Source organism: Streptomyces sp. NPDC093094 (genome assembly GCF_044754345.1).
In the GTDB taxonomy this organism is placed as follows: domain Bacteria; phylum Actinomycetota; class Actinomycetes; order Streptomycetales; family Streptomycetaceae; genus Streptomyces.
Genome location: NZ_JBIVOX010000004.1, coordinates 434,621 through 448,566, shown reverse-complemented (window position 1 = coordinate 448,566; position 13,946 = coordinate 434,621). Strand labels below are relative to the sequence as shown.

General features: G+C 71.7%; 12 protein-coding genes. 6 read left to right on the top strand and 6 right to left on the bottom strand.

What is annotated here, in order from left to right; all coding sequences use genetic code 11:
• Nucleotides 1-189 precede the first annotated feature (189 nt).
• Nucleotides 190-1,671: a flavin-containing monooxygenase gene (locus ACIQGV_RS10630; RefSeq protein WP_402493041.1), complete on the bottom strand. Its 1,482-nt coding sequence runs from the start codon at nucleotides 1,669-1,671 to the stop codon at nucleotides 190-192.
• The gene (locus ACIQGV_RS10625) at nucleotides 1,668-2,618 is read right to left on the bottom strand and encodes a patatin-like phospholipase family protein (protein WP_402493039.1); all 951 of its coding nucleotides are present in this window, start codon (nucleotides 2,616-2,618) and stop codon (nucleotides 1,668-1,670) included. The genes ACIQGV_RS10630 and ACIQGV_RS10625 overlap by 4 nt, the downstream gene beginning before the upstream one ends.
• Before the next feature lie 58 nt (nucleotides 2,619-2,676).
• Between ACIQGV_RS10625 and ACIQGV_RS10620 the strand changes: the two genes are divergently transcribed.
• Together ACIQGV_RS10620 and ACIQGV_RS10615 are read left to right on the top strand one after the other, a co-directional pair.
• Nucleotides 2,677-3,270, top strand: coding sequence for a TetR/AcrR family transcriptional regulator (locus tag ACIQGV_RS10620; protein ID WP_402493038.1), 594 nt, complete (start codon nucleotides 2,677-2,679; stop codon nucleotides 3,268-3,270).
• A 468-nt stretch (nucleotides 3,271-3,738) separates the two neighbouring features.
• On the top strand, nucleotides 3,739-5,481 hold the full coding sequence (locus ACIQGV_RS10615; RefSeq protein ID WP_402493037.1) for a VanW family protein: 1,743 nt from the start codon (nucleotides 3,739-3,741) through the stop codon (nucleotides 5,479-5,481).
• Between the two features lie 109 nt (nucleotides 5,482-5,590).
• On the opposite strand, the gene ACIQGV_RS10610 is transcribed toward ACIQGV_RS10615, so the two are convergent.
• Both ACIQGV_RS10610 and ACIQGV_RS10605 read right to left on the bottom strand, forming a co-directional pair.
• Entirely contained in the window at nucleotides 5,591-6,013 is a 423-nt protein-coding gene (locus ACIQGV_RS10610; RefSeq protein WP_402493036.1) for a hypothetical protein, read from the bottom strand.
• Nucleotides 6,014-6,190: 177 nt separating this feature from the next.
• The gene (locus tag ACIQGV_RS10605; RefSeq protein ID WP_402493035.1) at nucleotides 6,191-7,483 is read right to left on the bottom strand and encodes a DUF6745 domain-containing protein; all 1,293 of its coding nucleotides are present in this window, start codon (nucleotides 7,481-7,483) and stop codon (nucleotides 6,191-6,193) included.
• Nucleotides 7,484-8,025: 542 nt separating this feature from the next.
• On the opposite strand from ACIQGV_RS10605, the gene ACIQGV_RS10600 reads away from it, so the two are divergent.
• From ACIQGV_RS10600 to ACIQGV_RS10590, 3 genes are all read left to right on the top strand, one after another.
• A complete protein-coding gene (locus tag ACIQGV_RS10600) occupies nucleotides 8,026-9,033 on the top strand; it encodes a glycosyl hydrolase (protein ID WP_402493033.1) in 1,008 nt (335 codons plus the stop codon).
• Between the two features lie 220 nt (nucleotides 9,034-9,253).
• Entirely contained in the window at nucleotides 9,254-10,003 is a 750-nt protein-coding gene (locus ACIQGV_RS10595) for a hypothetical protein (RefSeq protein ID WP_402493031.1), read from the top strand.
• 73 nt (nucleotides 10,004-10,076) lie between these two features.
• Entirely contained in the window at nucleotides 10,077-10,571 is a 495-nt protein-coding gene (locus ACIQGV_RS10590) for a hypothetical protein (RefSeq protein WP_402493030.1), read from the top strand.
• 150 nt (nucleotides 10,572-10,721) lie between these two features.
• Here the strand turns inward: ACIQGV_RS10590 and ACIQGV_RS10585 are convergent, their stop codons facing one another.
• Both ACIQGV_RS10585 and ACIQGV_RS10580 read right to left on the bottom strand, forming a co-directional pair.
• Complete coding sequence (locus tag ACIQGV_RS10585; RefSeq protein ID WP_402493028.1) at nucleotides 10,722-12,098, bottom strand: PQQ-binding-like beta-propeller repeat protein; 1,377 nt, start codon at nucleotides 12,096-12,098, stop codon at nucleotides 10,722-10,724.
• A complete protein-coding gene (locus ACIQGV_RS10580; RefSeq protein ID WP_402493027.1) occupies nucleotides 12,095-12,652 on the bottom strand; it encodes a SigE family RNA polymerase sigma factor in 558 nt (185 codons plus the stop codon). Before ACIQGV_RS10580 ends, ACIQGV_RS10585 begins: the two co-directional genes overlap by 4 nt.
• 223 nt (nucleotides 12,653-12,875) lie before the next feature.
• On the opposite strand from ACIQGV_RS10580, the gene ACIQGV_RS10575 reads away from it, so the two are divergent.
• Nucleotides 12,876-13,946, top strand: a complete 1,071-nt coding sequence (locus ACIQGV_RS10575) for a hypothetical protein (RefSeq protein WP_402493025.1) — start codon at nucleotides 12,876-12,878, stop codon at nucleotides 13,944-13,946.

Here is a 13,946-nt window from a genome sequence, read left to right as displayed (position 1 = left end):
TGTCCCGGTCTCCGTGAGAGGCCGAACCCGTCGATGAACGGCGGCTTGAGCTGCTGCGCGAGAAGACCGAGACACCAGGCCGAGTTCGGCAACGGCGTCCGGCAGGGACGACGAGGTGACGGGGCCGGTGGCGCGAGCCCGCGCGAGCGGCCCGGGAGCGGGGCGCCGCGCATGCCGACGGCGGGAAGCTCATGTGCCGAGGCCCTGCCGGTCGGTGGTGCGTACGACGGTGAAGTCGCGGGCGTCGAAGCGGGCCACCCGTGTGCGGAGCCGGCTGGTCGACCATGGCCAGCTGAAGCTGTTGCGGCCATTGGCGTCGAGGTAGTAGCTCCGGCATCCGCCGGTGTTGTAGACCGTGCCCGCGAGGGCGGCCTGCAGTTCGGTGTTGTAGGCGCTCTGCACCTTGCGGCGTACCTCGACCGACGCCCACCCCTCGGCGCGCGCTGAGCGGATCGCGCCGCAGACCAGATCGAGCTGCGCTTCGAGGATGGTGAACGCGGAGCTGTGTCCGGTGCCCAGGCCGGGACCGAGAAGCAGGAACGCGTTGGGGAACCCGGCGGTGACGGTGCCGAGGTACGCCTCGGGGGAGCCCTGCCAGTGGTCGGCGAGGGAACGTCCGGCGCCGTCGTGGAGGAGGTTCGACAGGGGCATGTCGAGGATGTGGAAGCCCGTGCCGAGGATGATCGCGTCCACTTCGGCGCTGCTGCCGTCGGCGCCGAGCACGGTGGTGCCGTCGACCGTGCGGACGGCGCAGGCGTGCACGTCCACATTCGGGCGGGTCAGGGCCGGGTAGTAGTGGTTGGAGAACAGGATGCGCTTGCAGCCGATGGTGTGGTCGGGGGTCAGCTTGCGGCGCAGTTCACGGTCCCGGACGGTGCGGCGCAGGTGTGCGCGTGCCACGGCCTGTACGCCGCGCATCAGTGAGGGCCTGCGGAATCCGCGGCCCAGTGTCTCCATGGCCCGGTACTCCAGTGCGGCCAGTGCGGCCCGGGCGCCGGGCGCGTGACGCATCGCCCACCGCTCGGCCGCCGGTATGCGACGGTCCGGCTTGGGCAGCACCCACTGGGCGGTGCGCTGGAACAGATGGAGCCGGTCGACCTGCGGGGCGACGGCAGGGACGAACTGCACGGCCGACGCCCCGGTGCCGAGCACCGCGACCCGCTTGCCGCGCAGGTCGTAGTCGTGGTTCCAGCGCGCGGAGTGGAACACCTCGCCGGGGAACTCCGCAAGGCCCGGCACAGCAGGGACGAGGGGCTCGTTCCACGGCCCGGCACCGGCGATCAGGAACCGGGCGGTGAACTCGCCGGCATCGGTGCTGATCCGCCACCGTGCCGCGCCGGGCTGCCAGTGCGCCTCGGTCATGCGCACCCCGAACCGGGTGTGCTCGCGCAGCCCGTGCCGGTCGGCGACCCCTTTCACGTAGGCGAGGATCTCCGGTTGATGCGCGTACACCCTCGTCCAGTCCGGGTTCGGTGCGAACGAGTAGCTGTAGAGCCGGGAGGGCACATCGCACTGGCAGCCCGGATAGGTGTTGGCCCGCCATGTGCCGCCGAAGTCGTCGGCGGCCTCGATGATCAGGAAGTCCCGGATGCCTGCCCCGCGCAACCGGACTCCCGCGCCGACGCCGGAGATGCCGGCGCCGATGACGATGACCTCGAAATGGGTGCTCATGCCTGGGTGCTCCTGTCGACGGCTCGCCGGACACGGTCGGGCGCGGTGCGCAGGGAGACGGCGAGGGTGGCCGGGCGGCGGGCGACATCCATGAAGTTGAAGCCCATGACGGCCAGTTCCTCGGCGCCGGGCTCGATCCGGACGACGCGGGTCCCCGCTGCCCGCAGCAGGTGCTCCTCCGCGTCGAGAGTCCGGGTCATCCAGCGCCTGCCGATGCGCTCCAGGCGGCTCAGCCCGGTGGCGGGCGCGCCACCGGACGTCGCCATCGGGGCGACGATCACGACCTCGTCCAGGCCGAGCCAGGCCACGAGGTCGGCCGACGCCGGCGACACCGTCCCGCCGTCGAGGTAGGCACGCCCGTCGATCCGTACGGGAGGGAACCAACCCGGGATCGCCCACGACGCGGCGATCGCGCTGCCGATGTCGGCGGCCGGGGCGCCGGGTGATCCGAAAGCGACCCTTCCGCCGGAGCGCGTGTCGGTCGCCACCAGCCACGTACGTGACGAGGCGAGCCATGTGCGGCCGTCCGCCAGGGCGGCGCCGAAGGCCCGCAGCCACTGCGCGTCCCCACGGCCGCGCGGCAGGAGACCCAGCAGCCCCGACCCGGGTGAGACCCGGCCCCGCGCTGCCGCCGCAGCCAGCCCGGCGCCCGGCAGTCCCGGCCACGGAACCGGTGGCAGGGTGCCCGGGTGGGTGGCCACGTGCCGCAGGAGCAGCGGGTCCGCGTCGGAGCGGCCCTCCAGTGCCGCGAGGAGGTCGGCGACCGACCGGCCGGACCCGAGCGCGGAGACGATCTCCGCCCCCGCCGAGGTCCCCACCAGCACTTCTGCCGTGCGGGCGTCCCAGTCGAGCTGCTCCTCGACCGCGGCCAGTGCCGCGACCGCCCACGCGAAGCCGAGGGTGCCGCCGCACCCGATGACCAGCCCGCGTCGTCGACACCCCGCCATAGATTCTCCCGGTATTGAGATTCCGATGGAATCCGAAAGCTAGCGGTATCCTCCGGGGGTGGCAAGACTGACCCGGGCCGAGAGCCAGGCCCGCACCCGCGAACACGTCCTCGACACCGCGTACACGCTCTTCCTGAGCGACGGCTTCACGGCGACGTCGATGGAGCGTGTCGCCGAGGCAGCGGGCTACTCGAAGGGAGCGGTCTACTCCAACTTCGCCACCAAGAACGAGCTGTGCCTGGCCGTGCTCGACCGCATCGCCGCGGAACAGGTGGCCCGGCTGGCCGCCGCGATGGGCGACGCGCCCCGCTTCGAGGACCGGATCGCGGGATTCGCCCGCTGGGCCGACGAGACCATCGGCGACAGCTCGTGGACCTCGCTGGAGGTCGAGTTCGCCACGGCCAACCGCCGCGACCGGCAGGTGTGCGAGCAGCTCGCCCGGCGTCGGCGTACCGTCACGGACACGCTCGCGGATCTGATCCGGGTACAGGCGGACGAACTCGGCATCACGCCCGCCCTGCCCGCCGAGACCGCCGCGCTGACCCTGCTCAGCCTCGGCATCGGCCTCGGCGTCCAGCGCGCCTTCGACACGACCGTTCCGGTGCAGCCCGTCGTCGACCTGCTGCGCAGTGTCATGGGCGGGCGCCCCTGAGGATGCCCGTGCCGCCCGGCCGGCCGCTGGAAGCGCTCAGGGACCACTTCTCCGCGTTCTCCCGCCGCAGCCGCCGGAGCTCGCCGCGCTCGGCGCCGGCTTGCTCACCGAACCCGGCCCCCTCCCGGTCCGCCCCGGCCCGGCGACACCAGCCGCGCAGGAGCCCCGGGCCGCGAGTTCCGGCGACACCAGCCGCACAGGAGCCCCGGGCCGCGAGTTCCGGCGACACCAGCCGCACAGGGGCCCCGGGCCGCGAGTTCCGGGCGGCCGTGGTGACCGTCCCGCCGAGGAGCACTCGCTCCCCCTGGTGCCGCTTCCTCCGGAGCCTCAAGATCCCTGATGACCGCAAACGCCCCAATGTGATCTGAGCTATACCTTTGGTTCATTTTTGTACGTAGCCTGAGCGGCTGTTCCCGCACACAGTGCCGTGACCCCGGGTGCACGTCACGTCGATCGTTCAGGAGCCCCATGCGCCCTCCGATACCCTCCCTCCTCCGCACGGCCTCCCGCCCGCCCGTCGCCCTGGCGGGCGGTGCGCTGGCCGTCGGCATCGGCGGCCTGTACCTGGCAGGGCTGCTGCTCACCGGCGGTGAGATCCAGTCGGGGACGACAGTGCTCGGCGTGGACCTCGGGGGCCTGACCCGCGAGGAAGCCACCCGGAAGCTGGAGCGGCATCTGGCGGAGGCCGGACCGCGGGAGCTGGCGGTGAAGGTCGGCGACCGCACGGGCACGCTCGATCCGCGGCAGGCGGGGGTCGGCTTCGACATCGGGGAGACCCTCGACCGAGCGGTGTCCACCCACGCCGATCCGATCGGCGTGATCGGCGGGCTGTTCCGCTCGGGCGGTGAGATCGAACCGGTCGTACGCGTCGACGAGGACAAGGCCCGTGCCGCCCTCGGGAAGCTGGCGAAGTCGCTCGACCGGAAGGTCCGCGACGGCGCCGTCTCCTTCGACGACGGCCGCATCGAGCAGGTCGCTCCGCACCGCGGATACGCGCTGGACGTGGACGCCGCGGTCGGCTCGCTGCGCGCACCCTTCCTGCACGGTTCAGCGGGCCACGTCACGGTGCTGCCCGTGCACGAGACCGAGCCGAAGGTCACGGCGGAGGAGGTGCGGCGGGCGGTGCGCGACTTCGCGCGGCCGGCGATGTCGGCGCCGGTCACCCTCACCGCGGACGGCAAACGGTTCACGCTCACCCCGGCCACGCTCAGCAAGTACCTGACCGTGCGGCCGGACGACACCGGAAGGCTCACGCCGCGGCTCGACAGCAAGGGCCTGCGGACCGCGCCGGTGGTGGCCGACGCCCTTGACGGCCTGCCCGCCACGCCCCGCGACGCCCGACTGGCGCTCGACGGCGACAAGGTCGTGGTGGCCGCCGACGCCAGGCCCGCCGTGGAGGTCACCGACAAGGCTCTCGGCAAGGCCGTCCTGCCCCTGCTCACCAAGCCGGACACCGCCCGCACCGGCGAGGTCGCCGCTCGGCGGATCGAGCCGGAGCTGACCCGTGCGAACGCGGCCCGGCTGGGACTCACGGAAAAGATGTCCAGCTTCACGGTGAACTTCGAACCGGCCCCCTACCGGACGAAGAACATCGGCCGGGCCGTGGACCTCATCAACGGCTCCCTCGTCATGCCGGACGAGACCTGGAGCTTCAACCGGACCGTCGGCGAACGCACCGAGGCCAACGGCTTCGTCGACGGCATCATGATCTACGACGACAAGTACGCCAAGGCACCCGGCGGCGGCGTCTCCGCCGTGGCCACCACCGTCTTCAACGCGATGTTCTTCGCGGGCGTCAAACCGGTCGAGCACGGCGCCCACTCCTTCTACATCGAGCGCTACCCCGAGGGCCGTGAGGCCACGGTCGCCTGGGGCAGCCTCGACCTGAGGTTCACCAACGACTCCGGCAACGCCATGTACATCCAGGCCGAGTCCACCGACACCTCGGTGACCGTCACCCTCCTCGGCACGAAGAAGTACGACGAGATCACCTCGGTCAAGGGGCCGCGCACCCAGGTGCGGCAGCCGTCGACGAGGGTGAACACCGCCGAGCAGTGCGTGCCCCAGACCCCGCTGGAGGGATTCGACGTCACCGTGGAGCGGGTCTTCCACGACGACGGCCGAGAGGTGAGGCGGGAACCGTTCCGCACGCACTACACCCCGCGCGACGAGATCGTCTGCGAGGAAGCCCCGGGCAAGAGCCGGCCCTGAGCACACGGCCACGCCCGGAGCGGCACGCCGCCGCCTCGCCGCCCTTCACCACGACACCCGTCAGCCGAAGCGCCGGACGCCCGAGTGGCGCCGGGGCCGAGCCTTCCCGTCAGTCCAGGACCACCCGGTCGTCGAGCTCGACCTGACGGCGTACCAGGTAGGTCCCCGGAGCATGGCCCATGGCGCCGTGCTCCGGGTGCAGGACGTAGGCCGTGGCGCCCTCGTGAACCGTGAAGCAGCCCACGTCCGGGCCGTCGCCCTTGTTCGGCGCCCAGGTGACCGGGCCGTCGGCCACGAGCAGGTGGGTGTTGCCGCCCTCCTCGGAGGACACCAGGGGTGTCCCGGCGGCGGGGACGGGCCCCGCGCCCCTCGGCGGCTCGTACCCGATCAGACCGACCGGGATGAGCCCGATGTCACCCTGGCGCTGAAACCCCGCGGAGACGGGAATGGCGGCCTGCAGATCGAGGTGCTCCAGGACGTCGACACCGGCGAGAGCGGTGACGTGCCCGAGTGTGGGGTGCTGCGCGGTCATGGGTCCTCCGGTTCGTGAACGGTGTGGGGTTCGGGGGTGATCCGGCCTGTGAGGTGCGTACGGTCCCGGTGTACGGCCTGCTGTGGCCGGGGGCCTGCTTGTGGTCGGGGGGCCTGCTGTGCGTGGGCGTCGTGGCGGACATGAAGCAGCCCCCGGCAGCCCTTCCGGCAGCCCTCCTCATGTGGCCCGGGTGATGGTGAGGTACTGCTCGCGGGTGAGGCCGAGCAATCCCGCCGCGGCGGTCGTGGCGTCCGGGGTGTCGGCGGGCACGATGAGCCCGTACTGACGGCGGGTGCCGTCACGTTCCACCGAGGCGTTCGTGCACAACAGGACCCGGACACGGCCACGTTCGTGGGGCAGTTCGTAGAGGCTGAGCCATTGCCCGGGATTGCCCGGGTCCGGCTCGCGGCGGCCGACCTGGCTCAGACCCGCCGCCACGATGAACTCGGGCCATCCCATCCTCTCGATCGCGCAGCGGCGCACCTCGACGTTGGACTCCGCCAGGATCCGGGCGGTGTCCCAGCGGCCCGCGATCAGGGAGGCGGGCACCCTCCTGCCGTGCCAGGAGTGGACGGCCCAGCCGTCGGGCCATACGGCGGCCGGCCCGTCGGCGCAGTGGAGGCGCCCTTGCGCGTCCCGCAGGAAGACATCGGGGCGGGGGGTGAGGACCGCGTAGTCACGGAAGGCCCACCAGTAGCCGGCGTGCCGGGCCACCTGCTGCTCGCCGTGGACGTCGTCCATGCCGGTCACGCCGATGCGTTCCATGGCGTCGGCCCACGTGTACGGCATCACGCCGAGGCCGGACAGGGCATGTCCTCGCCACCAGCGCACGGGCAGCCTCGTCGGCGCCCCCTCCGGCACCGGGGAGACACCCGCCTGCGCGGCGACCTGCGCGAGCAGCTCCGCGTGCACGGTGGGCACCATGTCGAAGTCGTACCGGGCGGAGCCGATGTACCCCTCGCTGTCGGCCCAGCTGTCCAGGACTCCGAGGTGCTGAGCGTTCACCTGGTCCTGCACATGGGCATGGACCACGAACCGCCAGCCGCTCAGCGCTGTTCTCGGCTCCCGCAGCAGTTCCATGACCCGTTCGTCCACTGCTTCGGACACCTGCGCCCGGGCCCGGTCGTAGATCTCGGGCCGCAGGATCCGCTGTCGGCCGGGCAGCAGCTCCCGTCGCATCCGCCGGCGGAACCGGGCACGTACCCGGGCGGGCCGGCCGCCCACGACGGAGGCGATCAGGCCGGGGAGCATCGCCTGCCCGATCAGACCGGCCCAGGGGGAGCCGAGCCAGACGATGAACCGGGGCGGCGGCAGCCCGCACGCCCGGTAGGCGGCCCGGACCCCGTCCTCCGCGGCCGCGCGGTCCCCCGGCCCCGTCGCCCGGTCGACGGCCGCCCAGTCCTTCGCCACCTCACGAAGGACGGCTTCCTGCCCGGCGGTCAACTCCGTTGTACGTCTGCCGGATTCCATGACCCTCCCCTGAACCTCGTGAACCTTGTTCCGTGTCGTCACCGGGCAATGGCCGGGATGAGGGTGAATGAACGACCGGGAGCAGTGGACGGCTGGGATGACTGAGACGACGAAGCCGGTGCCGGCGGTTCCCTCGACGTGACCGGGCGCCCGGGCACAAGGCGGCACGCAACCTTCCGGCCGCCGGGCCGACGGCATCTGCCTGCGAAGACGATGCAGGACCCCGACTCCCCCGGCAACGCCGTGGGCAAGAACCATTGCCGCATCGCGGTGCAGTGGCCCGGCCGTGACGCCCTCCTGTCCCGGCTTGCGGGAAGCCGGTCCGCCGTAATGCGGATCCACCGAAAGCGCAGTCGACGCACTGCGGCACCAAAAAGTGCACGGAAGGACAAGCGGCCACTTTCTCGGCAGCGTTCAGGAAAAGTTAAGCAAAGGATTCGGTGGGTCCGTTGCGGGAAGCGGACTTTCCATTGACTGCCGCCACCGCGACGGCCACCTTTATGGCGTGACGAATTCCGTTCGACCATGAAGGCTGGATGCCCATGAAAAAGATCCGCTACCGCGTCAGCTTTGTCGCGGCCGTCGCTGCTGTCGCTGCGGCGGTATTGGTCTGGCCCGCGACCGAACCCGCTCAGGCTTTCCCCTCGACCCCCAAACAGAATGTGCTGAACTACCTGCGTTCCATTTCCGGTGACCACATCGTCTCCGGCCGGCACAACAAAGAGCCCGCTTCCGCCCCCGGACAGTACACGCAGCAGGTCAAGGACGTCACAGGGCAGTACCCGGGCCTGTGGGGCGGCGACCTGATGTTCGACGCCGCCGACGTGGCCAACCGCCAGCGCGTGATCGACCAGGCCAAGACCGAGTGGGTGAGCGGCTCACTCGTCGCCCTGACCTGGTATGTCTGCCCGCCGACCGGCGGGAGCACCTGCGTGTTCGAGGGCGGCGTGAAGTCGAACATCTCCAACGCGCAGTTCTCGCAGACACCCACCGCCGGCAGCGCCCTGAACAACGCCTGGAAGCGTCGCCTCGACGAGGTCGTCCCCTACCTCCAGCAGCTCAAGGACGCAGGCGTCCCGGTCCTTTTCCGGCCCCTGCACGAAATGAACGAGTCGTGGAACTGGTGGGGAAACAGGCCGGGCGCGAACGGCAGTTCGCGCCTCTACCAGATCACCCGCGACTATCTCGCCGGAACAAAAGGGCTGGACAATCTGATCTGGGTCTGGAACGTGCAGGACAATCCGGCAGGCGGCTGGAACAATTACTATCCGGGCAGCCAGTACGTCGACGTCGTCTCGCTGGACGTCTGGTACAAGAATCACCCCAGCTCCGCCGACTACCAGCAGATGCGGAGCATCGCGGGCACAAAGCCGATGGCCATCGCGGAAATGGGCAAAATGCCGAGCGCCGCACTGCTGGACAGCCAGACCCGATGGGCATGGTTCATGATGTGGTCCGAGCAGCTGCGCGGCAACAACTCCAACTCCGAGATCCAGACAGCCTACTTCCACCCCCGCGTACTGAACCAGGATGAGGTCGTCCTGCCCTGACACCTCCTCGCGGGCGCTGCGCGACCGATCCGGCCGCAGGTGCCTGTGGCAGCCGGCCACGCAAACCGGTTCGCTGCCACGACGTCCGTCTGCAACGCTGGCTTTCTCCCGCGATCGACGCGGTGGGGTGGCACCGGTGACGGGTCTCCGGCAAGGCGGGGCCGCGTGGAGCCCGCCCGGCAAGGCGGGGCCGCGTGGAGCCCGCAAGGAGGTGTCAGCGGTGTGGGACGAGGCGTGGGGCGAATGGCTGCGGCAGTCGCCGCCGGGAACCGAACTGCTCGTCTGGTGGCAGCAGGCGCCGGACAAGACACGCCGGGTCGGCCGGGACGCCTACGGGGAGCGCCTGGCCGCCCTGCTGTCCGCCGTGTCCGCACGCGACTGCGCGGCGACGGGGTTCGGGTGCACACGGCGTATCGACCGTGTCTGCCGCGAGCCGTCGGTCTGCCGTCTGGATCCTGCTGCGCCGCCGGCCGCGGAGGAGGGCGCGCGCGGCGAGCGTGAGGGTCCGGTCCAGGGCGCCTGCGGCGGATTCCACGGTTCCTGGCCCGGCTTCGAGGTCCATGTGCGGTTCAGCGGGGGCGAGGACCGGCATCGCGCGGTGTTCTGGCGCGACGTGGCGGCATCGGTGGTGCGGCTGTGGGTGGACGGTGTCCCGGTCGGCGCCGGGGCCGACCTGGACTCCTACGGACACTGGCTCGGCGGCAGGTTCCTGGTGGTGCAGGCGGAGGGGCCGGACGGCCATCCCCGGCAGTCGTACGGGCCGGGCATCCTGGTCACCAGGATCGTCTCCGTGCTGATCCACGACGCCGTCCACGGTTCCACCCGGACCCTGGTCCCAGGACCCCACGAGACATGGACCGACCCCCAGGTGGTCCTGGCCGGCGAGACCCTGCGGGTGTACGCGACCGGTGAGGCGCGGGCCGCCGACGTACCCGACCGGATCCTGCCGGCCCGGCCGGCGCCGAAGTGACGGCGGGAGCGTCCCGTATCGTCCGCACCGAAGCACAGTCCCCGTCCACCGGCGGAAATACGGCACCCGTGACATGACAGACGAACTGCGGCCGGGCCAGGCCGAGATGATCAGACTGACCACGACCCTGCGCATAAGCGGCGAATCGGCGTCGGTGGTCTCGATACAGGCCGGCTACCGGCGGCAGGCCATCCGGCGCGGCTCGGACCGGTCGGTCGGCGGCGACCCCCGGCTGCAGGTCGACTTCAGCAGCGGGTCGGCCCTGCTGTACGCCGACAGGCTGCAGAGGCAGCAGGTGGGCGAGCGTCTGGGCAACACCGTGCGGCTGTGGTCCCAGGAGTACCGCATCCACCGCCAATGGCTCTGGCCCAGGCTCCTCTTCACGGTGACCGCCGGAGAGCGCACCGTCCTGCGGGTCCGCGAGCGGTTCAGGAACAGCGGCGGCGCCCGCGTCTTCGACACGCACAGCGACCCCGCACTCGACCCGGTCACCGCACTCGCCCTGCTCCTGCTGGAGGGACGCCCCCACAGGATGGGCCTCGGCCGCGGCGACTCCACCCCGCCCTGAGCCCCGGCCCTCCCCTCGTGCATCGCGAACCGTCCGGTCTCCGACGCTGCACCGACGGAGCCGGGCCGGCCGCACCAGGGTGGCCGGCAGGCGAGGACGACCGGACCGTGATCGCCCTCGCCTGCCGGGAGCCGCTCCGCCGCGCCGGGGCTACGAGACCGACTCGGGCAGCACGGGCCGGATACGGAACAGCTCTCCGCCCACCTGGCCGACGAGGCCGTGCTCGTAGACCATCAGCTCCGGGGCGATCCCGCTCTCCACGGGGGTCTCCGGCAGCTCCACCCGGCCGCGCCAGCGCACCTCACCGCTGTCCAGGTCGAGGCCCACGAGGTTCCCGGACGGATCGGCGTAGTACGCCGTCCGGCTCGCGAGGTCCACCGCGGCCTCGGAGGGCAGTTCCGCCATGTCGGGCATGTGTGCGTCGGGGCGCAGCTCCAGTCCGAGGTCGTGGGACCACAGGCGCCTGCCGTCCTCCGCCGAACGGGCGACCGCGCGGTCGTTCCCGTCGAACCCCAGGACGATCCCGTCCGCCACCGCTCCCCCCGGCAGAGCGTCGACGCGGTGCCGCGACACCTTGCCCGAGCCGAGGTCGACGCGGATCAGGGTGCCGGGCACGGGCTCGCCGAGGCGCTTCGGTTCGCCGTCCGTGGCACCCAGCAGCAGGGCCTTGCCGTCCGTGCCCAGGTAGGCCGTCGGTCCCTCGACGCTCGCCACCGTCCGCGGTGCGCCGGTGTCCGGGTCCAGCCGTACGACGGTGCTGCGCTGCGGGGCCTTCTCGCTGTCCGGTGAGCACATCAGGTAGGGGACGCCGCCGATCGCGGCCCGGTCGCAGTCCGCCTGCTTCCACGTGTACGACCACAGGGCCCGGCCTGTGCCGTCGTCCAGGGCGACCACGCTCTTGAAGGTCGGGGAGTTGGCGAGGACACCGCCGTCGAACAGCACGGCCGAGGACCGGCCGCGGCTGTCGTCGGCCAGTTTGTGCCGCCACAGCTCCCGCCGCGCGTCGACGTCGACGGCGACCAGGTCGGTGCCGGCCATGGACGCACCCGGGGAGTGGTCGGCGTAGGTGTACAGCACCCCGTCGCGGACCCCCGGCAGCGATCCCGCCGGGGTGCGGTCGCCGTCGGCCTTCCCGGCCTCGCGCTGCCAGGTGATCTTTCCGTTGCGGACGTCCACGCCGATGCCGTCGTACGACGCGCCCCGGCAGTAGACGGCGCCGGGTCCGATGGTGCAGGCGTCCCACGACGTGCCGGGCAGCGTGGTCCGCCACAGCAGGTCGCTGTCCTCGCTCACTCCCGCGGCGGGCGGTCGCGGCCCGTCGTCGCTGCTGCCGCCGGCGCCGGCGGCAAGGACTCCGCCGAAGGCGATGCCGGCCAGGGCCAGGGCCGCACCCGTGCCGCGTACGAGGCTACGGCGTCGGCGGCGGCGCACGATGCGGTCGGCGACGCCCTCGGGAACGCCGGGGTTCTCGGGGGTCCAGCTGTGCAGGACGTCCCGGATCGCGCGGTCCAGCTGATCGGTGTTCATGTGTGGGCCCCCTTCGGTGTCGGTGCGTTGCTGCCGGCCGCGTGGTCCGCGGGCCGGGTGGGGCCGCCCAGCTCCGGCGCGAGGCTGCGCAGCCGGGCCAGCGACCGATGGGTGGTGCTGCGCACCGTGCCGACCGTGCAGCCGAGGACGCTCGCCACTTCCGTCTCGGACAGGTCCTCGAAGTAGCGCAGTACGAGCATCGTGCGCTGACGCGGGGTCAGCCGGGTGAGCGCCTGGCCGACGGTGATGCGCAGGTCGGCGGCGGACATGCCGTCGGCGACGCCCAGGAATTCCGGCGGCACGGCGAACGTCGCCTCGCGGTGCGGGCGGCGCAGTCGCCAGCGGCTGATCTGGTGCCGGTACATCACCTTGCGCACATAGCTCTCCGGGTCGTCGACGTGCCGCCAGCGGCCCAGCGCCTTCATCAGGGCGATCTGCACGAGGTCCTCGGCCTCGTGCCGGTCGCCGCCGGTGAGCAGGTTCGCCAGGCGCAGCAGGGTGCTCCACCGGGTGTCGACGAAGTCCCGGAATCTCTCGTGGTCCTGTGGGTCCATGGGCCCTCCCGTTTCTCAACACTCGCAAGGACGCGCGGGCCGTGGACGATCTATGCCTGTGGTTCCCGTGCTCTTCCGCCGCGCCCGGTCGGTTCAGCAACTGCGCGGGGCCGCGAAGGCTGCGGTCAGAAGGCCGGAGCCTCCTTCACCCCTCGGCCACCTCGTTGCGGAACGGCCTTCAAGGCGGCGGGGGTTGTCAGTGGCTGGTGGCAGGATCACCGGCATGGTTCTCGTGCGTACTACTCCGCCGCGGCCCGTGGACGTGACCGCGGTCTTTCCCGAGCTGGCGCCGTTGGCGCGTCCTGCGATCCGGCTGCATCCCCGTCCCGGGTCGCCCTCGGTCGGGGAGAGTTCGGTCGGGGGGCCGCTGCTGTGGCCGGTGGAGGAGCCGTGGCCGCACTGCGAAGCCTCGCATCTGCACCTGGACAGCGGGTTGCGCCAGTCGCCGGCCGAAGTACGGCTCGAGAGGCGTATGCGGGCCCGGTGGCACCGTGATCCCGGCGGTCCTGAGCTGACGCCCGAGGAGAAAGCGATCAAGGAGCGCAGCGCCGCGATGCTCGCGGAACGACTCGGCGCCGACGCTCCGTTGCCCGCGGACTGCCCGGCCCCCATGCTGCCCGTGGCCCAGCTGTATCTGCGTGACATACCCCTGCTGCGGCCACCCGGCCAGGCCGATCTGCTCCAGGTTCTGTGGTGCCCCTACGACCACGAACCGGACTGCAAGCCGGCGACCGCACTGTTCTGGCGGTCCTCCGCCGAGGTCGTCGACATCCTCGCCGCACCGCCGGAACCGTACGAGGCGAACTACCCGGGCTATGTGCCCGAGCCGTGTCTGCTGGCACCGGAAGCGATCACCGAGTACCCCGACAGCCTCGATCTGAGCCCGCAGCTGCGGCAGGCTCTGGGGGACTGGAACAGATGGCAGGCAGCCGGCGCCGACGTGGACAGCTCCTACGCGGACCGTCCGGTGGAGTTCTACGACGTCCATCTGGCGGACGCGCCCGGCTGGAAGGCCGGCGGCTGGCCTCCGTGGGGCCGCACCGACCCCGACCCCCGGTACTGCGCTGTCTGCGAGGTGCAGATGGTCCCGCTGCTGACCGTCGCCTCCTTCGAATGGGGCGGCTATGAGGGACGCAGCTGGGCACCGCACGAGGACCAGGCCGCCGCCCACGCCACCCACGCCGGCCGGCGCCCCTCGCAGCCGACCCAGGTCGAAGTGGGCAGCGCCGACAACATGCAGCTCTACGTCTGCCCGACCTCCCCCGAGCATCCGCACACCGACCTGATCCAATGA